Annotated in this window: 21 protein-coding genes and 1 pseudogene; 14 read left to right on the top strand and 8 right to left on the bottom strand. The window is 66.9% G+C overall.

What is annotated here, in order from left to right:
- Positions 1-173: 173 nt before the first annotated feature.
- The 3 genes and pseudogenes from V8Z74_RS18610 (at position 174) to V8Z74_RS18600 (ending at position 2,221) form a co-directional block, all read left to right on the top strand.
- Entirely contained in the window at positions 174-821 is a 648-nt protein-coding gene (locus tag V8Z74_RS18610; RefSeq protein ID WP_066480625.1) for a GntR family transcriptional regulator, read from the top strand.
- Positions 822-973: 152 nt separating this feature from the next.
- A pseudogene (locus tag V8Z74_RS18605) lies at positions 974-1,589 on the top strand (chromate transporter).
- Positions 1,586-2,221 (top strand): chromate transporter, encoded by a 636-nt coding sequence (locus V8Z74_RS18600; protein ID WP_349710583.1) that lies wholly within the window; start codon positions 1,586-1,588, stop codon positions 2,219-2,221. Before V8Z74_RS18605 ends, V8Z74_RS18600 begins: the two are co-directional and overlap by 4 nt.
- A 69-nt stretch (positions 2,222-2,290) precedes the next feature.
- On the opposite strand, the gene V8Z74_RS18595 is transcribed toward V8Z74_RS18600, so the two are convergent.
- Both V8Z74_RS18595 and V8Z74_RS18590 read right to left on the bottom strand, forming a co-directional pair.
- The gene (locus V8Z74_RS18595) at positions 2,291-3,076 is read right to left on the bottom strand and encodes an SIR2 family NAD-dependent protein deacylase (RefSeq protein WP_502879580.1); all 786 of its coding nucleotides are present in this window, start codon (positions 3,074-3,076) and stop codon (positions 2,291-2,293) included.
- A gap of 31 nt (positions 3,077-3,107) precedes the next feature.
- Positions 3,108-3,743 (bottom strand): TetR/AcrR family transcriptional regulator, encoded by a 636-nt coding sequence (locus V8Z74_RS18590; protein WP_349710582.1) that lies wholly within the window; start codon positions 3,741-3,743, stop codon positions 3,108-3,110.
- 223 nt (positions 3,744-3,966) lie between these two features.
- Here V8Z74_RS18590 and V8Z74_RS18585 point away from each other — a divergent pair, with 223 nt between their 5' ends.
- The 8 genes from V8Z74_RS18585 (at position 3,967) to V8Z74_RS18550 (ending at position 10,615) form a co-directional block, all read left to right on the top strand.
- Entirely contained in the window at positions 3,967-4,401 is a 435-nt protein-coding gene (locus V8Z74_RS18585; protein WP_066480649.1) for a VOC family protein, read from the top strand.
- A 69-nt stretch (positions 4,402-4,470) separates the two neighbouring features.
- Positions 4,471-5,124: a dihydrofolate reductase family protein gene (locus V8Z74_RS18580; RefSeq protein ID WP_349710609.1), complete on the top strand. Its 654-nt coding sequence runs from the start codon at positions 4,471-4,473 to the stop codon at positions 5,122-5,124.
- A gap of 67 nt (positions 5,125-5,191) precedes the next feature.
- A complete protein-coding gene (locus V8Z74_RS18575) occupies positions 5,192-5,578 on the top strand; it encodes a VOC family protein (protein WP_349710580.1) in 387 nt (128 codons plus the stop codon).
- Positions 5,579-5,603: 25 nt separating this feature from the next.
- Positions 5,604-5,951 carry a GFA family protein gene (locus V8Z74_RS18570; protein ID WP_349710579.1) on the top strand — a complete coding sequence of 116 codons (348 nt, stop codon included), beginning with the start codon at positions 5,604-5,606 and terminating at the stop codon, positions 5,949-5,951.
- A 4-nt stretch (positions 5,952-5,955) separates the two neighbouring features.
- Positions 5,956-7,398, top strand: a complete 1,443-nt coding sequence (locus tag V8Z74_RS18565; RefSeq protein WP_349710578.1) for a DHA2 family efflux MFS transporter permease subunit — start codon at positions 5,956-5,958, stop codon at positions 7,396-7,398.
- A gap of 15 nt (positions 7,399-7,413) precedes the next feature.
- Positions 7,414-7,890, top strand: coding sequence for an SRPBCC family protein (locus V8Z74_RS18560; RefSeq protein WP_349710577.1), 477 nt, complete (start codon positions 7,414-7,416; stop codon positions 7,888-7,890).
- A 24-nt stretch (positions 7,891-7,914) separates the two neighbouring features.
- Positions 7,915-8,289, top strand: a complete 375-nt coding sequence (locus tag V8Z74_RS18555) for a DUF1428 domain-containing protein (protein WP_349710575.1) — start codon at positions 7,915-7,917, stop codon at positions 8,287-8,289.
- Between the two features lie 355 nt (positions 8,290-8,644).
- Positions 8,645-10,615, top strand: coding sequence for an ATP-binding protein (locus V8Z74_RS18550; RefSeq protein ID WP_349710574.1), 1,971 nt, complete (start codon positions 8,645-8,647; stop codon positions 10,613-10,615).
- A 48-nt stretch (positions 10,616-10,663) separates the two neighbouring features.
- Here V8Z74_RS18550 and rlmB read toward each other — a convergent pair whose 3' ends face one another.
- A complete protein-coding gene (gene rlmB / locus V8Z74_RS18545; protein WP_066480656.1) occupies positions 10,664-11,422 on the bottom strand; it encodes a 23S rRNA (guanosine(2251)-2'-O)-methyltransferase RlmB in 759 nt (252 codons plus the stop codon).
- A 386-nt stretch (positions 11,423-11,808) separates the two neighbouring features.
- Between rlmB and sstT the strand changes: the two genes are divergently transcribed.
- Positions 11,809-13,038: a serine/threonine transporter SstT gene (gene sstT, locus V8Z74_RS18540; protein WP_066480659.1), complete on the top strand. Its 1,230-nt coding sequence runs from the start codon at positions 11,809-11,811 to the stop codon at positions 13,036-13,038.
- A gap of 96 nt (positions 13,039-13,134) precedes the next feature.
- On the opposite strand, the gene V8Z74_RS18535 is transcribed toward sstT, so the two are convergent.
- Positions 13,135-13,842, bottom strand: coding sequence for an ABC transporter ATP-binding protein (locus V8Z74_RS18535; protein WP_349710573.1), 708 nt, complete (start codon positions 13,840-13,842; stop codon positions 13,135-13,137).
- On the opposite strand from V8Z74_RS18535, the gene V8Z74_RS18530 reads away from it, so the two are divergent.
- Positions 13,841-14,542, top strand: a complete 702-nt coding sequence (locus tag V8Z74_RS18530) for an arylesterase (RefSeq protein ID WP_066480665.1) — start codon at positions 13,841-13,843, stop codon at positions 14,540-14,542. The genes V8Z74_RS18535 and V8Z74_RS18530 overlap by 2 nt on opposite strands.
- A 6-nt stretch (positions 14,543-14,548) precedes the next feature.
- Here the strand turns inward: V8Z74_RS18530 and V8Z74_RS18525 are convergent, their stop codons facing one another.
- The 4 genes from V8Z74_RS18525 to V8Z74_RS18510 form a co-directional block, all read right to left on the bottom strand.
- The gene (locus V8Z74_RS18525) at positions 14,549-14,746 is read right to left on the bottom strand and encodes a hypothetical protein (RefSeq protein WP_349710572.1); all 198 of its coding nucleotides are present in this window, start codon (positions 14,744-14,746) and stop codon (positions 14,549-14,551) included.
- Positions 14,743-15,552, bottom strand: coding sequence for a DUF2189 domain-containing protein (locus V8Z74_RS18520; protein WP_349710570.1), 810 nt, complete (start codon positions 15,550-15,552; stop codon positions 14,743-14,745). Before V8Z74_RS18520 ends, V8Z74_RS18525 begins: the two co-directional genes overlap by 4 nt.
- A 236-nt stretch (positions 15,553-15,788) precedes the next feature.
- Positions 15,789-17,045, bottom strand: coding sequence for a PLP-dependent transferase (locus V8Z74_RS18515; RefSeq protein WP_349710569.1), 1,257 nt, complete (start codon positions 17,043-17,045; stop codon positions 15,789-15,791).
- Positions 17,046-17,205: 160 nt separating this feature from the next.
- Complete coding sequence (locus tag V8Z74_RS18510) at positions 17,206-17,715, bottom strand: BON domain-containing protein (protein WP_066480685.1); 510 nt, start codon at positions 17,713-17,715, stop codon at positions 17,206-17,208.
- Positions 17,716-17,865: 150 nt separating this feature from the next.
- On the opposite strand from V8Z74_RS18510, the gene V8Z74_RS18505 reads away from it, so the two are divergent.
- Positions 17,866-19,527: a SulP family inorganic anion transporter gene (locus V8Z74_RS18505; protein WP_349710608.1), complete on the top strand. Its 1,662-nt coding sequence runs from the start codon at positions 17,866-17,868 to the stop codon at positions 19,525-19,527.
- Positions 19,528-19,612 lie beyond the last annotated feature (85 nt).

The following is a 19,612-nucleotide window of genomic DNA, read 5'->3' as shown; positions in this document are numbered from 1 at the left end:
CACAGGGAGCGCAGCTGCCGGCGGCATGCCGCACGGCCCGGGGCCTGTTCATATGGCGCACACGGATCGGATTGCGTGAACAGGCCCTAGAATTCCTAAGCATGTCAACAAAAACCGCCTCAAAAGTGAACAATCGAAGCAGTTCCTCCCGATCCGAAATCACCGTGGATGAAATGGCTTCGCGCATCGCCACGGCCATCCACGAGCATCGCCTGCTGCCCGGTACCAAGCTGGGCGAGGACAGGCTGGCCAGCATCTTCAACACCAGCCGCGCGCGCGTGCGCGAGGTGCTGGCCCGCATGGCGCGCGACCAGATGGTGGAGCTGTTTCCCCAGCGTGGCGCCTTTGTGGCCAAGCCGACCATCGAGCAGGCGCTGGACGTTTTCGAGGCGCGCCGGCTGATCGAGCCCGGTATCGTGCGCCGCCTGGTGCAATGCATGGACAGCGCCAAGATGCGCCGGCTGCAGGCCCATCTCAAGCAGGAGCGCGAAGCGCGCGAGAACGCCGACAAACGCGCCACCGTGCGCCTGTCGGGCGAATTTCACGTGCTGCTGGCCGAGCTGGCCGGCAATTCCGCCCTGCTGCGCAGCATGCGCGAACTGTCCACGCTGACCTGTCTGACGATTTCGCTTTACGAATCCGCCGTCAACACCTGCTGCCTGGTGGACGAGCACGAGGCCGTGGTCCATGCCATTGCTGCGGGCCACAGCGAGCAGGCCGAGCAGCTGATGCTCAGCCACCTGGACCACATCCAGGGCAGCCTGCGCCTGGAAGCCGATGCGGACGAGGCGGACCTGGAGCAGATCCTCGGCGAACTGTGAGGCTCCCGCCGCATCGCGCGGTGCTGCCATCGCCATTGCAGATGCCGGCTTCACATAGGCAGATGCCAGCGAGGCCTGCGCCTGCACCGGCAGGCATTAGCATCGACGGCTAGATCGCCAATCGCACCAGCGCCACGGGCACAAGGCCCCCGATGACCACTCCAGCCGCCTCTTCCCCCACAGCATCAGCGGCCCCGGCCGACCTGCCGCCAGCCAGGCCGCGCCCGGCCAGCCTGCGCGACCTGTACTGGTCCTTCACCTTCCTGGCGCTGCAGGGCTTCGGCGGCGTGCTGGCCGTGGTGCAGCGCGAGCTGGTCGAAAAAAAAGCGCTGGCTGACCAACGAGGAATTCATCGAGGACTGGGCCGTGGCCCAGATCATGCCCGGCCCCAATGTGGTCAACCTGTCCATCATGCTCGGCGAGCGCTATTTCGGCTGGCGCGGCGCCGTGGCCGGCGTCTGCGGCATGCTGAGCTTTCCGATGCTGCTGGTCATCACGCTCACCATTGTGTATTCGCAATTTGCCGCCCATCCCGCCATGGCCGGCGCCCTGCGGGGCATGGGCGCCGTGGCCGCGGGCCTGGTGGCCGGCATGGGCCTGAAGCTGGCAGCCACGCTGGCCCGCCATCCGCTGGGCCGCTGGCCCGGCTATGCACTGGCCCTGGCCGCGTTTGCCGCCATGGCGCTGCTGCGCCTGCCGCTGTTCTGGGTGCTGCTTGCAGTGGGCGGTGCAGGCTGCGTGCTGACCTGGAGAAAGCTGGCCCCATGAGCGCCGCCACGACAGTCCAGGCCGCCCAGCAACTGGCCATCCATATGCAGCCGTCCGACTGGATGCAGCTGCTGCTGTACTTTCTTTCGCTGTCGCTGATGGCCGTGGGCGGCGCCATTGCCACGGCGCCCGACATGCACCGCTTTCTGGTGGACGGCCGCGGCTGGCTCAGCGACACGCAGTTCACCAGCTCCATCGCCATCGCCCAGGCTGCGCCCGGGCCCAATGTGCTGTTCATCGCGCTGCTGGGCTGGAACATCGGCCTCAACGCCGGCGGCGGCAGCGGCCTGCTGGCCTGGCTGTTCGGTCTGCTGGGCGTGCTGGTCTGCATGGGCGGCATTCTGCTGCCCAGTTCGCTGCTGGCCTGGCAGGCCTCGCGCTGGGGCCAGCGCAACCAGGGCCGGCGCAGCGTGCGCGCCTTCAAGCAGGGCATGGCTCCGCTGGTCGTGGGCCTGCTGCTGGCCACGGGCTGGCTCCTGAGCAGTGCCGGCAGCGCCGGCGGCCAGCCGGCCCGGGAGTGGCGGCTATGGCTGCTGAGCCTGGCCTGCACCCTCATCGTCTGGCGCACACGCGTGCATCTGCTGTGGCTGCTGGGTGCGGGGGCGCTGCTGGGCGCCATGGGCTGGGTTTAGGAATACAGCAAAAACAGGCTGTAACGCTTACCCATCAAGCGCCGACAGCTTCTCATTCGGTAGCAGGCATCAATCTTCGCAAAGCAGTTGCGGCAGCAGTTCGGCCGAAGGGCCGTGCAGCAGGGCATGGGCCATGGCGTCCAGTTCGGTCGGACGGGGATTGATCACCACCACGCGGGCCCCGGCCTGCCGCGCAATCTGTGCCAGGCCGGCTGCCGGGTAGACGGCGCCCGAGGTGCCCACCACCAGCATCAGCGTGCAGTTCTGGGCCGCCTGCTCGGCCTCGGCCCAGATGCCCTGGGGCAGGGACTCGCCAAACCAGACCACGGCCGGGCGCACCAGGTTGCCGCAGGCGGGGCAGTACGGCGGCTCGCCTGCGGCCGGATGCGCAAGGTCGCACTGCGCGCAGCGGTGGTTGAGCCAGCGGTTCTTGAGCAGCTCGCCATGCAGGCACAGCACGTCAGGGCTGCCGGCCTTCTGGTGCAGGCCGTCCACGTTCTGCGTGATCAGGGTCATGCCTGCGGGATGGCGTTGCGCCCAGTGCGCCAGCGCCAGGTGGCCGGCATTGGGCTGCACGTTGCGCACCAGCTCGCGCCGGTATTCATACCAGCGCCAGACATGCTGCGGGTCGCGCCGGTAGCCGGCTTCGCTGGCCATGTCCTCCGGCCTGAAGCGAGCCCAGTAGCCGGTGCTGTCATCGCGGAACGTGGGCACGCCGGATTCGGCGCTGACGCCGGCGCCCGTGAGCACGGCAAGCCCCTTGTGCCTGCCCTGGGCCTGGGCCAGCCATTGCCGCACCCGGGCCATCGTGGTGGCACAGCCGGCTTGCGGCCCGGTGGGAATATTGTTTGTCATGTTGCAGGTTGTGCGGACCGGACTGAAAACCTCAGAGGCCTTTTTCCACCATATCGAGCAGGCGCAGCGCCAGCGCCTGGCGCATGGGCGGCGGCGCGTGGCGCAGCGGGCCGTCGATCATGAGCAGGGCCATGCCGTGCACGGCGGACCAGGCCAGGAATTCGGCGCCGGGCCGGCGCTCGGCCGCCAGTACGCCCGCATCGCGCATGGCATCCAGCGCATAGCCCAGCAGTTCGAAGGGATTGAGCCCCATGGATGCCGTATGCGCCGCGTCGGGCGCGACTTCCACATCGTAGGCGCCCCAGGCGAACGCGGAGCGGAACCAGCCGGTCTCGGCCTGCGCAAAGCCCAGATAGCCGCGCCCCACGGCCGCCAGCAGTGCGCGCGAGCGCTGGGCCGCATCCTCGATGCCGCGCGCCGCATCCATTTCCTGCTCTATGGCCCGGGCCAGCGCGCCCAGCGCCGCGGCGCGTACCGCGCCAAACAGCGCTTCGCGGTTCGCGAAATGCCGGTAGGCGGCATTGGGCGCCACGCCGGCGCGGCGCGTGGCCTCGCGCAGCACCACGGCTTCGGGGCCGCCGGCCCGCGCCAGCTCCAGCCCGGCCTGCACCAGGGCCTGGCGCAAATCTCCGTGGTGATAGGTTTTTCTTGCTCTCGATGAACTCATGGCGTATCCGGCAGCGGCAAACAGCGCTCCATGAAGGTCTGGATACGGACGCAAACGAATCCTCACAGCCTGCATGCAGCCTCCACTTCAAAATGTGGACAGCGTCCATTTTAATCTCCATAATAAGTGAACACCGTACACATGAACGACATATTGCGGCAATAGCCTGGAGGCCCTGCCGGCTTCCGGAATTCCTTTTCCTCAACCCACAGGAGACAGCAGCATGCAATTCACCCCCTACCTGAACTTCGACGGCAACTGCGCCGAAGCCTTCGCCTTCTATGCCAAGCTGTTCGGCGGCAGCATCGTCTACCAGGGCACCTTCGGCGAAATGCCGGCCCAGGAAGGCATGCCGCCGATACCCGAGTCGGCCAGGCAGCGCATCATGCATGTGCATCTGCAGATCAAGGACCAGTCGCTGATGGGCTCGGACGCCATGCCGGGCGCCGATGCCACTTGCGGCGGCTACCAGCCGGCCCAGGGCCTGTGGGTATCCATCCAGGCCGACAGCACGGCCGAAGGCCAGCGTTTCTTCGACGCCCTGGCGCAGGGCGGGCAGACCGTCATGCCTTTTGCCAAGACCTTCTGGTCGCAGGGCTTCGGCATGGTCAAGGACCGTTTCGGCACGCCCTGGATGGTCAACGTCCGCCAGGGCTGAGTCCGGCAAGTCCGCTTGTGCGCCCCGTGCGCCATTCGGGCCGCCCTACGTGAGGAAAGGGGTATGCAGATGCCACAGGTACGCGTTGAGAGCTTCACCATCTCCCTGGACGGCTACGGTGCGGGCCGCGGCCAGGATCTCGACCACCCCATGGGTGCCGGAGGCAGGGAGCTGCACCAGTGGGCCTTGCCCACGCGCACGTTCCAGCGCATGGTGTTCGGCGCCGACGGCGGGACCACGGGCGTGGACGAGGATTTCGCCGCGCGCGGCTTCAGGAATGTGGGTGCCTGGATTCTCGGGCGCAACATGTTCGGCCCCGTGCGCGGACCATGGCCCGACATGGAGTGGAAAGGGTGGTGGGGAGACAACCCGCCCTACCACGTGCCGGTCTTTGTCCTCACCCACCACGCGCGCCCGTCGGTCACGATGGAAGGCGGCACGGTTTTCCACTTCGTCACCGGCGGCATCCACGAAGCGCTGCAGCAGGCACGCGCCGCGGCAGGCGCGCAGGATGTGCGCATCGGCGGCGGCGTCGCCACCCTGCGGCAGTACCTGCTTGCCGGCCTGATCGACGAGCTGCACATCGCCATCGCCCCCGTGCTGCTCGGCGGCGGGGAGCATTTGCTCGGGGACATCGACCTGCCGGCCCTGGGGTACGAATGCACGCAGTTCGCCCCTTCGGGCAAGGCTGCCCATGTGGTGCTCACGCGCCGCAGCGCCTGAGAGGCCGCGGCAAGCCGTGCCGCTGCACGGGGCCGCTTGTTTCCCTCCATCAGAAGGAAGACTCATCATGAAACCCAATCCCGTTGTCTGGTTCGAGATCTACGTGCAGGACATGGAGCGTGCGCGCCGGTTCTACGAAACCATCTTCCAGTGCACGCTGGAGCCGCTGGCCCCGCCTGACGGCACTTCCGGGGGCGTGCGCATGCTGGCCTTTCCGATGGAGATGGAGCGCCCGGGTGCCGGCGGCATGCTGGTGAAAATGGAGGGCGTGCCTTCGGGCGCAGGCGGCACCATGGTGTATTTCGCCTGCGAGGACTGCGCCGTGGAGCAGTCCCGCGTCGAGCCCGCAGGCGGCCAGGTCCACCGCGCCAAGTTCTCCATCGGTCCCTACGGCCACTGCGCCATCGTGCAGGACCCAGAGGGCAACATGATCGGCCTGCACTCGATGCAGTGAGCTTTCCAACCACTGTCCACTTGCCATGCAATACCAAGCCAGCTGCCATTGCGGCAGGAATGCATTCACGTTCGAGGGCGAGGTCGGCGAGGTGCTGGCCTGCAACTGCTCCATGTGCCGGCGCCGCGGCTCGCTGCTGTGGTTCACTCCACGCGGAAATCTGAAGCTGCTCACGCCGGAAGGCAACAGCAGCACCTATACCTTCAACAAGCACGTCATCCGCCACCGTTTCTGCCCGGACTGCGGCATCCACCTCTATGGAGAGGGCACCAGCCCGCAGGGCCAGGCCATGGCGGCCATCAACATGCGCTGCGTGGACGATGTGGACCTCGGCGCGATTCCGGTGCGCCATTACGACGGGCGCTCGGCGTAACGGCATGGAGACCGCCGCCCATTCCCGACGCCGCTGGCTGGCACTGATCGTGCTGTGCCTGGGCGAGCTCATGATCGTGCTGGACAGCACCATCGTGAATGTCGCCCTGCCGTCGATACGTGCCGACCTGGGCTTCACCGAGACCTCGCTGGTATGGGTGGTCAACGCCTACATGCTCACCTTCGGCGGCTGCCTGCTGCTGGGCGGGCGGCTGGGCGATCTGTACGGCCCCCGCCGCATGTTCCTCGCAGGCCTGGCCTTCTTCACCCTGGCCTCGCTGGCCTGCGGACTGGCGCCCTCGCAGGAGGTCCTGGTGGCGGCGCGTGCCATCCAGGGCCTGGGCGGCGCCGTGGTGTCGGCCGTGGCCCTGTCGCTGATCATGAACCTGTTCACCGAAACCCGGGAGCGCACGCGCGCCATGGGTGTCTACGGCTTTGTCTGCGCCGGTGGCGGCAGCCTGGGCGTGCTGCTGGGTGGCCTGCTGACCAGCGTGGGCTGGCACTGGATCTTTCTCGTCAACCTGCCCATAGGCGTGGCCGTGTACCTGGCCAGCCGGCTGCTGCTGCCGGCCACCGCTGCCCCGGGCAGCGGCGCGAAGCTCGATGTGGCCGGCGCCGCCACCGTCACGCTGTCGCTGATGCTGGCCGTCTACGGGGTGGTCGGCGGCAACACGGCCGGCTGGGGCTCGGCCCGGACGCTTGCCCTGCTGAGTGCCGCTGCGCTGCTGATGGCGCTATTCCTCTTCATCGAATCGCGCTCGGCGCATCCGCTGGTGCCGCTGGAGCTGTTTCGGCGGCGCAATATCTGCATCTCCAATATCTGTGCCGTGCTGTGGTCGGCCGGCATGTTCGCCTGGTTCTTCATGTCGGCGCTGTACCTGCAGCAGGTGCTGGGCTATACGCCCATGCAGGTGGGCCTGGCCTTCCTGCCGGCCAATCTGGTGATGGCGGCGCTGTCGCTGGGCTGGTCGGCCAGGCTGGTGATGCGCTTCGGCATCCGCGCACCGCTGGCCGCAGGGCTGCTGCTGGCCGCTGCGGGGCTGCTGCTGTTCGCGCGCGCCCCCCTGGCGGCTGACTCCGGCGGTTTCTGGCTTGACGTGCTGCCCGGCATGCTGCTGCTGGGCCTGGGCGCGGGCGTGGCCTTCAACCCCATGCTGATGGCCGCCATGCACGATGTCTCGCCCGCCAACGCCGGCCTGGCCTCCGGTCTGGTCAACACCGCGTTCATGCTGGGCGGCGCGCTGGGCCTGGCCGTGCTGGCCAGTCTGGCCGCAGGCCGCACGGCGGCACTGGCCGCTCGCGGCAGCGATGCCCTTGGGGCATTGCTGGGCGGCTACCAGTGGGCCTTTGGCGCAGGCGCGCTGTTTGCGCTGCTTGCCGCCGCACTGGGTTCCACCCTGCTGCATGCGAATCTGCAGGCCGGCGAAACCTCGCCGGCCATTCATTGAAAAGGAGGCTCTGCCATGACCCAATCCCCTTCCCCCCAGCACCCCAACGATCTGGTCCTGACCCGATTGCTGGCGGCGCCGGCCGACAAGCTGTTTCGCTGCTGGACCGATACCGCGCTGCTCAAGCAATGGTTCGTGCCCAGCCCCTGGACGATCGCGCGCGCCGAGGTGGACCTGCGCCCGGGCGGCGGCAGCCTGATCGTGATGCGCGATCCCGATGGCAAGGAATATCCGAACGCCGGCGTGTACCTGGAAGTGGTACCCAACCGCCGCATCGTGTTCACCGATGCCTATACCGCCGGCTGGGTGCCTTCCGCCAAGCCGTTCTTCACGGCCATCGTGACTTTCGAACCCGAAGGCACGCAGACGCGTTACACCGCCATCGCGCGCCACTGGACCGAGGAGGCGCGCCAGCAGCACGAGGCCATGGGCTTTCACACCGGCTGGGGCATTTGCGCAGACCAGCTGGAAGCGCTGGCTGCCACGCTGTAGACCCCCGCCACCAAGGAGACTGCCATGCATTACGTTGACGGATTCGTGCTGCCGGTGCCCCGCGCACATATCGAGGCCTACCGCCGGCTGGCCCAGGACGCCGGCAAGGTCTGGATGGAATACGGCGCGCTGCAATACCGGGAATGCGTGGGCGACGACGTGCCCATGGGCAAGCGCACCTCGTTCCCGCAGGCCGTTCAGCTCCAAGACGACGAGACCGTGGTGTTCTCGTGGATCGTCTATGCCTCGCGCGAGGAGCGCGACCGCATCAACGCCGCCGTCATGAAAGACCCGCGCATCGCCGGCATGGACCCGGCCAGCATGCCCTTCGATGCCAAGCGCATGTTCTGGGGCGGCTTCCAGACACTGGTGGAAATGGACGGCGGCAGCGCACTCTGACAGCTGCCTGCCCCTCTTCCGTCTCTGTTGCCACGCTTTCGGGCTTCGCACTGCCCCCAGGCAGAGCGGCCATCTTGCAGCCGCCCGGCGGGAAGCGGCGGCTGCGGATTGCGCCCGCGCCTTCCCCTTGCCTGCTGATGACATAGAAGGAATGCATGCCCGCGCCACCCTGGCTGTGGTAGCGTAGGAAGCACGCATTCCAGTGCTGAACCGGCCCGGCTTTTTTAGAGCATGCGGCCGGCTTCCAGGCGCTGTATTAACCTTTGTTAATTTGGAAGCGGAACCATATAACCAGCAGAAAGCACGCCTACACTGCCAGCGCACGCATGCTGCTTTGCGAAACTGAAGTCCCATCATGATGTCCCCACTGGCAAGACTGGATGCACTCCAGCAGGTAATGAGCACGGCCGCCCTCCCCATGGGCCTCATTGCCTGGCCCGGGTTGCGCCTGGAGTTTGCCAACCAGGCACTGCAGGACCTGCTCGCCCGCAACGCCTCCCCGTTGGCCGACGGCGGCTTTGCCTGTGCCCCGTTTCAGCAGGCCATCGACGAATGCCTGGCCGCCCGGATCGATACCGGCATCCCCTGCCCCCAGGCCCTGGGCATCTGGCACTTTCTGCCGGTGCTCGACAACGGCCAGCCCTGCGCGCTGCAGTGCTACCTGCTGCCCATGCCGTCAGCCCCGGCCACCGCAGAAGCCGAAGCAGCCCATCCGGCGGCCGACCTTTCGCGCATCGACCGTTTCGAAGCCTGCCTGGACCGGCTGCCCCAGCAGATATGGATTGCCACACCGCGCGGCGAGATTGCCTGGATCAACCGGGCGCTCAAGCGCTATGCGTTCCACCATGCGCAGCATGTGGACCTCGGCGATGCCACCTGGATCGACCTGGTGCATCCCGACGATCTGGCCAGCGTCAATGCCAGCCTGTCGCGCGCCCTGATCACCGAAGCGCCCTCGGGCTACCGGCTGCGCATCAGGCGCCACGACGGGCGCTACCTGTGGCATTTTTCCACGCTGGAGCCGGTCAAGAACGACCGGGGAGAGGTCCTGTACTGGATGGGCTTCAACATCAACCTGGAAGCCATCAAGCAGGGCGAAGACCGCCTGCACGAGCAGCTCGCCCTGCTCAAGCACAAGCTGCATCGCATCCAGGGCGAGCTGCGCCAGGCCCAGGACGATCTGGCCAGGGCGCAGAAAATGGACCTGGTGTCCAACCTGTCGGCCGGCGTCGCGCATGACCTGAACAATCTGCTGTTCGTCACCGGCCTGCATGCCGGCCTGCTGGAAAAAAGCCTGTCCGATCCGCGCCAGCGCGAGCATGTGGACGTGATCCACGAAACGATCAAGAAGGCCGGCCGGATGGCCTCGCACCTCACCGGATTCAGCAGCCGCAGGCCGCTGAGCCTGGCGGCCGCCGACCCCAAAGCGCTGGTGCGCGACATCGAAGACCTGCTGGCCAAGGCCGTGGGCGCGGAAACCGCCTTCCAGATCCGCATGCCCGAGAGCCTGTGGCCCATACGCACGGACAGGATGTACTTCGAGAATTCGCTGATCAATCTCGCCATCAATGCGCGCGACGCGGTCGGCGGCAGCGGGCACATCACGCTGCAGCTCGAGAACGCGGTCCTGGACCGGCCCGGCGCCCGGGGCGAGTATGTGCACATCTGCCTGAGCGACGATGGCTGCGGCATGAGCGACGAGGTCAAAGAGCGCATCTTCGAGCCCTTCTTCACCACCAAGGCCGAAGGCAAGGGTGCCGGCCTGGGCCTGCCCATGGTCAAGAACTTCGTCGACCAGTCCGACGGGCTGATCGAGGTGGAGTCGGCCGAGGGCCAGGGTACGAGCTTTCACCTGTACCTGCCACGGGCCAGCCAGGCCCTGCCGGTGGAGCAGGACGAAGAAGCCCTGGCCGAAGGCGCGATGGAAACCATTCTGATCATCGAGGACGACCTGTCGGTGCGCAATGCCATGGCACAGGTGCTGTACGAGCTGGGCTACCAGGTCGCCACGGCCTACAACCCGGAAGTGGCCATGCGCTACATCCAGGGCGGCATGGAGGTGGACCTCATCATCTCGGACATCCGCATGCCGGGCCGGCTCACGGCCCTGGAAATGCGCGATCAGCTGCATGCCGAAGGCCGGCGCATGCCCATGCTGTTCACCACCGGCTACTCCAGCGAACACCTGAAGGAGCAGATCCCAGCGCTGGAAGGCAGCACGGTGCTGTTCAAGCCCTTTTCCATGCTGGACCTGGCAGGCGCAGTGCGCAGCATCATGCGCCAGAAGTCAGAAGACACCCTGGGGCGCCTCGCACCTTCGCACTGAGCCAGGCGCCGCCGGGACAGAGCCTTCAGGAGCGCGCCGGTCGAGCGGTCAGGCCTTGGCTGCCAAACGCTGGCGCAGCGCTTCGTACAGGCACACGCCGCTGGCCACCGACACGTTCAGGCTCTCGACCGCGCCCTGCATCGGAATGCTGACCAGTTCGTCGCAGGTCTTGCGGGTGAGCTGGCGCATGCCGTCGCCTTCGGCGCCCAGCACCAGGGCCGTGGGGCCCGTCAGATCCATCTGGTAGAGATGTTTGTCGGCATCGCCACTGGTGCCGATGACCCAGATATTGCGCTCCTGCAGTTCCTTGAGCGTGCGCGCCAGGTTGGTCACCATGAAATAAGGCACGGTTTCGGCCGCGCCGCTGGCCACCTTGGCCACGGTGGCATTGATGCCGGCCGCATGGTCCTTGGGAGCGATCACCGCATGCACGCCGGCCCCGTCGGCCACGCGCAGGCAGGCGCCCAGGTTGTGGGGATCGGTCACGCCGTCGAGCACCAGCAGCAGCGGCGCCTTCACGCCCTCTGCCTCCAGGTCGTCCAGCAGCTCGTCCAGCGTGCGGGTGTCCTTGAGCTCCTCCACGCGCGCGGCCACGCCCTGGTGTCCATGGCTGCCGGCCAGCTTGGCGATGCGCATGGCATCGGCCTCGATCAGGCGCACGCCGGCCTCCTTGGCGCGCTCCAGGAACTGGCGCATGCGCGCGTCGCGGCGCGTTGCCTCGAAATAGACTTCGATGATGGACTGGGGAGCGGTCTTCAGGCGCACGCCAACAGCGTGGAAACCGAACAGGACTTTGGGAGACGACATGGGGCGCCATTATCCCGGGTTTGCGCGCGCCTTCCCCCGGCACATGGCCATGCCAGTCCGGGCGACTGTGTTTTTGCTCTGCCGCTACACTGCGCCACCCGGGCGGCCAAACCCGCATATGCATATTCCACGGGCTGCACTGCAGCCACCCTGCCCCGCCATGCCCTGCGACCCCGTCGCCGGCAAGGCCGGACAGCCGGATGCCGGCTTCGCTGACCTGAAGCCGGATGCCTTGCGGCAAGAATGGCGGCTCCCCACCCACGCCGAAGCAGCGGTCTGCGCAGGCGGATGCCGATCCGGCGTCCATCCGGCAGCGCCTTGCAATACCTCCCTAGGGAATCCGTATTGCGCCATCGGCATGTTTCACTTTTTTCTGTTTGACCTGCATGCTCAACGCCTTGCTTGATCGCATCCGTCGCAGCCTGGTGCTGCAAATCCTTCTGGCCCTGGTGGCAGGCGGCCTGCTGGCCTGGCTCTGGCCCTCGGCCGCGGATTCCGTGTCCATCCTGGGCACGCTCTTCATTTCCGCGCTCAAGGCCATTGCGCCGGTGCTGGTGTTCCTGCTCGTGATCGCGGCGATCAGCAACCACCGCCCGGGCCAGGAAACCCAGATCAAGCCCGTGCTGTGGCTGTACGCCGTGGGCACGCTGGCCGCCGCCTGCGTGGCCGTGGCCGCCAGCACGCTGTTTCCCTCGGTCATCCACTTTCGCGCAGCGCCGGCCGTGCAGGGCGTGCCGGGCGATATCACCCAGGTGTTGATGAACGTGCTCAAGAGCGCCTTCGACAATCCCGTGCATGCGCTGCTGGAGGCCAACTACATCGGCGTGCTGGCCTGGGCCGTGGCGCTGGGCATTGCGCTGCGCCATGCCAACCCCACCACCCGCACGGTGCTGGAAGACCTGGGCCAGGCCATCACCCAGATCATCCAGGGCGTGATCCGGCTGGCGCCGCTGGGCATCTTCGGCCTGGTAGCCGCCACGTTCTCGGCAGGCGGCCTGGAAGCGCTGAAGGACTACACGCAGCTGCTGCTGGTCCTGGTGGGCTGCATGCTGTTCGTGGCGCTGGTCGTCAACCCCGCCATCGTCTGGACCCAGACGCGCCGCAACCCCTATCCGCTGACGCTGACCTGCCTGCGCGAAAGCGCCGTCACGGCCTTCTTCACGCGCAGCTCGGCCGCCAACATTCCAGTGAACCTGGCACTGGCCCGAAAGCTGCAGCTGGCCGAAGAAACCTACAGCATCTCCATCCCTCTGGGCGCCACCATCAACATGGCCGGCGCAGCCATCACCATCAGCGTGCTGACCCTGGCTGCCGCGAACACGCTGGGCATTGCAGTGGACATTCCCACCGCCCTGCTGCTGTGCGTGGTATCCGCGGTCTGCGCCTGCGGCGCATCGGGCGTGGCCGGCGGCTCGCTGCTGCTGATTCCCCTGGCCTGCAGCCTGTTCGGCATCAGCAACGACCTGGCCATGCAGGTCGTGGGCGTGGGCTATGTGATCGGCGTGATCCAGGACTCCACCGAAACCGCGCTGAACTCCTCCACCGATGTGCTGTTCACGGCCGCCGCATGCCGCGGCGCCGAGCGCCGCCAGGGGCTGGAAATCCCGGCCGTCTGAATACCCCCCACATCCGGCACTTCGCGATCGCTCCCGATTCGGGAGCATTCCGCGCTTTACCAGATTGGTCTTCGGGCCATTTTCATCTCCCACACTTCAGGCGGCGCGCTTTGCCCGCGGCGATGCCATCGCGCGACCGGCCTCGATGGTGATGCTGCGCTCGCACTGCTCGGCAATGGCGCGGTCGTGCGTGACCAGGACCAACGTGGTGCCGCGCTCGCGGTTGAGCGCGAACATCAGCTCCATCACGCTCTGCCCGGTGGCGAAGTCCAGGCTGCCCGTGGGCTCGTCGGCCAGCAGCACGGCGGGCTCGACCACAAAGGCACGCGCCAGCGCCACGCGCTGCTGCTCGCCGCCGGACAGCACCTTGGGATAGCGGTTCAGGCGCTCGCCCAGCCCCACGCGCTCCAGCATCTCCGCCGCGCGGCTGCGTGCATCGCGTGCGCCGGCCAGCTCCAGCGGCAGCATCACGTTCTCCAGCGCCGTCAGATTGCCCAGCAGCTGAAAGCTCTGGAACACGAAGCCGATCTTCTGCGCGCGCACGGCGGCCCGTTCGTCCTCGCTCAGCGCAAACAGGTCCTTCCCCTGCAGGCGCACCGTGCCGCGGCTGGGGGTATCGAGACCGGCCAGAATGGACAGCAGCGTGCTCTTGCCCGACCCCGATGCGCCCACGATGGCCACGGTTTCACGCTCGGCGAAGTCCAGATGGATATCCCGCAAAATATCCAGCGACCCCGTGGAATCGGTCACCGACTTGAACACATGCTCGACAGCGATCAGAGGAAGGGCAGTGGTTTCTGACATGAAAGATTGGACGATGGAATTTTGCAAAAGCGCCAGCCGCAGCCTAACGCAACGCCGCCACTGTATCTTGCTCGGCCTGGCCCTCGGGATTGCAGGTGGCAGCGCCCTGGCAGCGCCCACCCACGCCAAGCCGGCAGTGCCCCCGGGACCGGTGCTGGTGCTGGGCGACTCCTTGAGCGCCGAATACGGGCTGGCACGCGGCAAGGGATGGGTTTCACTGTTGCAGCAACGGCTGCAGGCCGAAAAAAACCCGCTGCCGGTCGTCAACGCCAGCGTCAGCGGCGAGACCACGGCCGGCGGACGCTCACGGCTGCCGGCGCTGCTGGCACAGCACAAGCCCTCGGTCCTGGTGCTGGAACTGGGGGGCAACGACGCGCTGCGCGGCCTGGCGCTGCAAAGCACGCAAGGCAATCTGCAGGCCATGGTCAAGATGGCGCGGGAGTCGGGGGCCCGGATACTGCTGGTCGGCATGCAGGTGCCGCCGAACTACGGGGCCGCCTATACCCAGCAGTTCGCGGACATGTTCACCCAGATCGCCGCCAAGGAAAAGCTGCCGCTGGTGCCATTTCTGCTGTCGGGCATCGGCGATGCCAGGGACAGCGACCAGTGGTTCCAGCCCGACCGCATCCACCCCAACGCCAAGGCCCAGCCGCATATGCTGGAAAACGTCTGGCCGCAGCTCAGGCCCCTGCTCAAATAAGCTAGCTCAGCCCGGCAGCAGGTCCTCGCGCCCCAGGCCGTCCCAGCCCGTGTCCGGCTCCGGTGGATGGGCATCGAAATACGGATCGTTGAAGGCTTCCTGCGCCGCAGCGGCGGCATCCAGGCCGGCAGCCGGCGCCAGCGTGCCTTCCAGCGGCCGCTCTGCTGCGCCGCCATTGCGGATTTCCTGCTTGCGGCCCGTCATGTGCCCTCCTCCCCGGCCGGTGCAGCCGCATCGCCAGCCACGCTGTCCCGGTAGGCATGCCAGCTCGCGCAGCCCAGCACCGGCCCCACGATCAGCAGGAACACGCCACCCCAGCCCATCGACAGAATCACCAGCGCAGCGATCAGCAAGCCCCACAGCGCCATGACCGGCAGATTGAGGCACACCACGCGCATGCTGGTGATGCAGGCCGTGAGCGCATCCGTGCCGCGGTCCAGCATGGCGGGCAGGGCCACGACCGTACTGGCGAAGACCAGGGCCGCAAACACGCCGCCCACGGCCGCATAGACGGCCAGGAACTCCCAGTTTTCCCAGCGCAACAGGGTCTGCATCAGGGTGGCCGTCGTGGGCATGCCGGTGTCGAAGAACACTGCGAACACCACCATGGCGGCGCGCGCCCAGAGCATTTCCAGCACCAGCAGCACCATGACCAGCATGCCCATGCCGGACAGATTGCGTTCCCAGCAGGTCAGCGACTCCGAAAACCGCGGTGCCCCGCCCGACTCCAGCTGGCGGCTGACCTCGTACAGCCCCATGGCCATGAAGGGCCCCACCAGCAGGCAGCCGCTGGCCGTGGCCATGGCGTATTCGGGGCTGGCGCGGAACACCCAGGCCATCATCAAAGCCATGGCCCAGAAGCACAGCCCGTAGAACAGGGCAATTGCCGGCGCGCGCAGGACATCCCTGACCCCCAGCGCCAGCCATTGCCAGGGCTGGTTCCAGCGCAGCCGGCATGGATGCAGCGCCGCAGCCGGGGCACGGGTGTCGGTAACAGGGGAAGCTTGCATGCGGGAACCTCCTTGCAACCAGGACGCCCTGCCGGCAGCGGTACACCGCCGGGCCGAAGGGGCGCAATGGTCACAAATTACCTTGCCCGCCTGGCGCTGCCATCGCGGAAAGCCCGCAGGCCGCTATCGAAAACAAAGCGGCTGGCGCTTGATGCAAGATAGACACAGCATCCATCAATGCCGTAATCATTCGCCACAATGCGCCAGCAGCTACTTATTCAATAGCAAACCGGGGATCAGCCAAAGGCAGCGTGCAGCGCCTGGGCCAGATCGGCCTGGAGGTCTGCAGGATCTTCCAGGCCGATGGCAAAGCGCACCACGGTGCCTGCGCGCAGATGCGGCGTGGCGCGGCTGCGCATTTCGGACAGCTCGTAGGGCACGACGAGGCTGACCGGTCCGCCCCAGCTGTACCCGAGCCTGAACAGCCGCAGGTGGTCGCAGAAACGGTCGACGGCGTCCTGCCCGAAGCGTGCATCGATCACCACGCTGAACAGGCCCGCGGCCACGCCCTCAAGCCCCTCGCCGCCGCGGCTGGCGCCGCACAGCTGCTGCCAGTGCGCATGGCCGGGAGCCCCGGGCAAGGCCGGGTGCAGCACCTGCGCCACCGCGCTTTGGGTGGACAGCCAGCGGGCGAGCTGGCGCGCGGCGCGGTCCTGGGCGTGGTAGCGCAGCGCGATGCTGGGCAGGCTGCGCAGCACGGCCTCGGCATCGTTGGCGCCCACGCCCAGGCCCAGGCGCATATGGGCGAGCTTGATGCGCATGTGCAACGGCTGGTTGCGCGTGACGATGCTGCCCATGAGCACGTCGCCGCCCCCGCTGGGATATTTGGTCAGCGCATGCGCGGACACATCCACGCCCAGGCTGCCGTCGCCGAGAAGGTCGAAGGGGCGGAAGGCCAGGCCCGCGCCCCATGTGTTGTCCAGCACCGTGGTCACGCCTTTTTCACGGCACAGGCGCACCTGGGCGATCAGATCGGGAAATTCCATGGTCACGGAGCCTGGCGCCTCCAGCCACACCAGCCTGGTCGCCGGCGTGATGCGGGCCGCGAGATCGGCCACATCCGTGGGGTCGTAATACTGGTGGGTGATGCCGAAATGCGCGAGCTCGCCTTCGGCCAGCGTCTTGTTGGGGCCGTAGACGTTGTCGGGGATCAGCACCTCGTCGCCAGTCCGCAGCAGGGCCAGGGACACGGTGGCGATCGCCGCCAGGCCGCTGGGCACCAGCAGGCACTGCAGCCCCCCTTCCAGGGCACACAGCCGCTCTTCCAGCGTGTAGGTGGTCGGGGTGCCGTGCAGGCCGTAGGTATAGCTGCTCTTGTCCAGCCAGCGGCGCTCGCGCATGGCCTGCACGTTCTCGAAGAACACGGTAGAGGCCTTGTGCACGGCGGGCTGGGGGCCGGCAAAGTCCTGCGGCGGCTGGTAGGGATGGTGGATCAGCTGCGTGGGCAGCCGGGAAGCGCACGATGGATCGGGTCGGTGGTCTGCTTGGGTCATGCCCGCATCTTAGAACGTGTTAATGATCTCTACGCAGCTGCATAGGAGTGCAATCGGGATGAGTTCGAAGCCGTGTCCCGCAGCTTGCACGTGGTGCCGGCACAAAAGAAAAAGCCGGGGGCTGCAGCCACCCGGCTTTTTCGATTCAGGCCGCGGCCTGTCAGTTCGCCTGCACGGCGAGGTTGTTGTTCACCGAGGCCACGCCCTTGACGCCCTTGGCGATGTCGCCAGCGCGGTTCTTCACGGCCTCGCTGGGCACGGTGCCGCTGAGGGTCACCACACCGCCCTTGGTATCCACATCCACCTTGAGCGCGCTGACTTCGGGCGCCTTGATCAGCTCGGCCTTGATGGCGGCGGTGATGCCGGCATCGTCCAGCGCCTGGCCAGCCTTGGCGGCACCTTCTTCGATCTTGGCTCCGGCCGAATCGGCGGCGCTGCTGATCTTGTCGCCGGCCTTGTCCAGCGCATTGGTGGTGGCATTGCCCGCCTGGCTGGCACCTTCTTCCAGCTTCTTGCCTGCGCTGTCGGCCGCTTCCTTGGTTTGCGAGATGGCGGAGTCGAGCTTCTGCCCCGCCGTCTGGCTATCGTCGTTCTTGCCGCAGGCCGCCAGACCAAAGGCCAGGGCCGTCACGGCCATGATTTGCACATAACGCTTTGTCATAACAGTCATGATTTACCCCCTAATCTGTTCTAAAACATGAGTGACTGTATCCATGCGCTCATGCTTCGCCGATCCGACGAGCCCGCGCCTGCCTGTAGGACAAGCTCGGATCACCGATGTGACCTGCAAGCCCGGCTGGTTCACATGACAATAGCGTCCATGCATTCTCTGGCGCGCTGGTTTCCTTTTCTTTCCTGGCCCAAGCCCACGGCAGCACTGCTGCGCGGCGAGTTCTGGGCCGGCCTGACCGTTGGGCTCATGCTGCTGCCCCAGGGAGTGGCCTACGCCGCCCTGGCCGGCATGCCGCTGATCACGGGCATTTACGCGTCTATCGTGCCCGCGGCGGTGGCCATCGTGTTCAGTCCTTCGCCCCGCCTGGGCGTGGGGCCGACGGCGCTAAGCGCGCTGCTGATCGGTGCCTCGCTCATGGGCCTGGCCGAGCCGGGGTCGGCGCACTGGGTGGCTCTGGCGGCCTGGATGGCCATCATGTCGGGCCTGGTGCAGTGGATGCTGGGCATGGTGCGTGCAGGCTGGCTGCTCAACCTGGTGACGTCGCCCGTGCTCACGGGCTTCACCCAGGCCGCGGCCCTGCTCATCCTGGCCTCCCAGCTGCCCACGCTGCTGGGCCTGCGCAGCGACTGGTCCGCACTGTGGCATTCCCCTTCCATCTATCTGTTCGACTGGCATTCCATTGCCTATGGCCTAGGCAGCATCGCGCTGCTCGTCGCAGCCAAGAAGTGGCGCGCCGCATTTCCCTCGGCGATCTTCATCATCGCGCTCACGGGGCTGGTCAGCTGGGCCACGGGCTTTGCCGACGGCGGCGGTGCGGTGGTGGGCCACCTGCCTGCAGGCCTGCCGCATTTCCAGTGGCCCGGACTGCTGTCCTGGGAGGAGTTCGGCGATCTGGTCATGCCCGTGCTGGTGATTTCGCTGGTGAGCTTTCTCGAGACTGCATCCAGTGCCCAGGTGGAGCACCAGCAGGCCGGCACGCGCTGGAACGAGAATCAGGACCTTGTCGCCCAGGGCCTGTCCAAGATCAGCGCCGGCCTGTTCGGCAGCTTTGCCACCAGCGCCTCGTTCTCGCGCTCGGCCGTCAATCTGCTGGCGGGCGCCAAGACCGGTTATTCCAACGTCTTCTCCATCCTGCTGGTGGTGATCGTGGTGCTGTGGTTCATTCCATGGCTCTACCATGTGCCCAAGGCGGCGCTGGCGGCCATCGTCATCACGGCGGTGGTCAATCTGATCAAGCCTTCGGTCATCATCCAGCTGTTTCGCATTTCGCTGGTGGAAGGCTGCATCAGCGTGGCCACGCTGGCGCTCACGCTGCTGACCGCGCCGCGCATGTACTGGGGCGTGTTCGCCGGCATCGTGCTGAGCCTGGGCTATTTCCTCTACCAGCGCCTGCATCCGCGCATCCTGGAAGTGGGCTTGCACGGCGACGGCAGCCTGCGCAGCCGCCAGCTGTGGCAGCTGCCGCCGCTGGCACCCGGGCTGATCACCCTGCGCATGGACGCCGACCTGGACTTCGCCTCGGCCTCGGCCATGGAGCGCTTTACCAGCGATCTGTGGCAACAGCAAGCCGATGCCAAGCATCTGGCACTGCTGACCCAGCCCATCAACAACATCGACGTGACCGGCGTGGAGACCTTTGCCCGCCTGGAGCGGCTGGTGGCCCAGCGCGGCGGCACCCTGCATGTGGTGGGGCTCAAGCTGCCCGTGCAGCAGCGGCTGGAGCGCGCGGGCATGCTGTCCCACCAGGGCCAGCATCTGCGCCTGTACCGCACCGATGCGGAATTCCTGGCCGCGCTGCCACAGGGTTGACACAAAGCGCTCGCGCAGGGCCGCAACACGATGGCAATGCGCCTGCACAGCCATCCGCAGCGCTGATACACTGGCTGGAGTTTTC

Source organism: Comamonas sp. w2-DMI, assembly GCF_040187735.1.
Taxonomy (GTDB): Bacteria; Pseudomonadota; Gammaproteobacteria; order Burkholderiales; family Burkholderiaceae_C; genus Comamonas; species Comamonas terrae.
Note: the sequence above shows the minus strand (reverse complement) of the source record. Positions and strands in the feature narration are given on the sequence as shown.

What these genes read in the sequence shown, in the direction of transcription:
- V8Z74_RS18610 (WP_066480625.1), top strand. Translation starts at nt 174, where the DNA reads ATGGCTTCGCGCATCGCCACGGCCATCCACGAGCATCGCCTGCTGCCC.
- V8Z74_RS18600 (WP_349710583.1), top strand. Translation starts at nt 1,586, where the DNA reads ATGAGCGCCGCCACGACAGTCCAGGCCGCCCAGCAACTGGCCATCCAT.
- V8Z74_RS18595 (WP_502879580.1), bottom strand. Translation starts at nt 3,076, where the DNA reads ATGACAAACAATATTCCCACCGGGCCGCAAGCCGGCTGTGCCACCACG.
- V8Z74_RS18590 (WP_349710582.1), bottom strand. Translation starts at nt 3,743, where the DNA reads ATGAGTTCATCGAGAGCAAGAAAAACCTATCACCACGGAGATTTGCGC.
- V8Z74_RS18585 (WP_066480649.1), top strand. Translation starts at nt 3,967, where the DNA reads ATGCAATTCACCCCCTACCTGAACTTCGACGGCAACTGCGCCGAAGCC.
- V8Z74_RS18580 (WP_349710609.1), top strand. Translation starts at nt 4,471, where the DNA reads ATGCCACAGGTACGCGTTGAGAGCTTCACCATCTCCCTGGACGGCTAC.
- V8Z74_RS18575 (WP_349710580.1), top strand. Translation starts at nt 5,192, where the DNA reads ATGAAACCCAATCCCGTTGTCTGGTTCGAGATCTACGTGCAGGACATG.
- V8Z74_RS18570 (WP_349710579.1), top strand. Translation starts at nt 5,604, where the DNA reads ATGCAATACCAAGCCAGCTGCCATTGCGGCAGGAATGCATTCACGTTC.
- V8Z74_RS18565 (WP_349710578.1), top strand. Translation starts at nt 5,956, where the DNA reads ATGGAGACCGCCGCCCATTCCCGACGCCGCTGGCTGGCACTGATCGTG.
- V8Z74_RS18560 (WP_349710577.1), top strand. Translation starts at nt 7,414, where the DNA reads ATGACCCAATCCCCTTCCCCCCAGCACCCCAACGATCTGGTCCTGACC.
- V8Z74_RS18555 (WP_349710575.1), top strand. Translation starts at nt 7,915, where the DNA reads ATGCATTACGTTGACGGATTCGTGCTGCCGGTGCCCCGCGCACATATC.
- V8Z74_RS18550 (WP_349710574.1), top strand. Translation starts at nt 8,645, where the DNA reads ATGATGTCCCCACTGGCAAGACTGGATGCACTCCAGCAGGTAATGAGC.
- rlmB (WP_066480656.1), bottom strand. Translation starts at nt 11,422, where the DNA reads ATGTCGTCTCCCAAAGTCCTGTTCGGTTTCCACGCTGTTGGCGTGCGC.
- sstT (WP_066480659.1), top strand. Translation starts at nt 11,809, where the DNA reads ATGCTCAACGCCTTGCTTGATCGCATCCGTCGCAGCCTGGTGCTGCAA.
- V8Z74_RS18530 (WP_066480665.1), top strand. Translation starts at nt 13,841, where the DNA reads ATGAAAGATTGGACGATGGAATTTTGCAAAAGCGCCAGCCGCAGCCTA.
- V8Z74_RS18535 (WP_349710573.1), bottom strand. Translation starts at nt 13,842, where the DNA reads ATGTCAGAAACCACTGCCCTTCCTCTGATCGCTGTCGAGCATGTGTTC.
- V8Z74_RS18525 (WP_349710572.1), bottom strand. Translation starts at nt 14,746, where the DNA reads ATGACGGGCCGCAAGCAGGAAATCCGCAATGGCGGCGCAGCAGAGCGG.
- V8Z74_RS18520 (WP_349710570.1), bottom strand. Translation starts at nt 15,552, where the DNA reads ATGCAAGCTTCCCCTGTTACCGACACCCGTGCCCCGGCTGCGGCGCTG.
- V8Z74_RS18515 (WP_349710569.1), bottom strand. Translation starts at nt 17,045, where the DNA reads ATGACCCAAGCAGACCACCGACCCGATCCATCGTGCGCTTCCCGGCTG.
- V8Z74_RS18510 (WP_066480685.1), bottom strand. Translation starts at nt 17,715, where the DNA reads ATGACTGTTATGACAAAGCGTTATGTGCAAATCATGGCCGTGACGGCC.
- V8Z74_RS18505 (WP_349710608.1), top strand. Translation starts at nt 17,866, where the DNA reads ATGCATTCTCTGGCGCGCTGGTTTCCTTTTCTTTCCTGGCCCAAGCCC.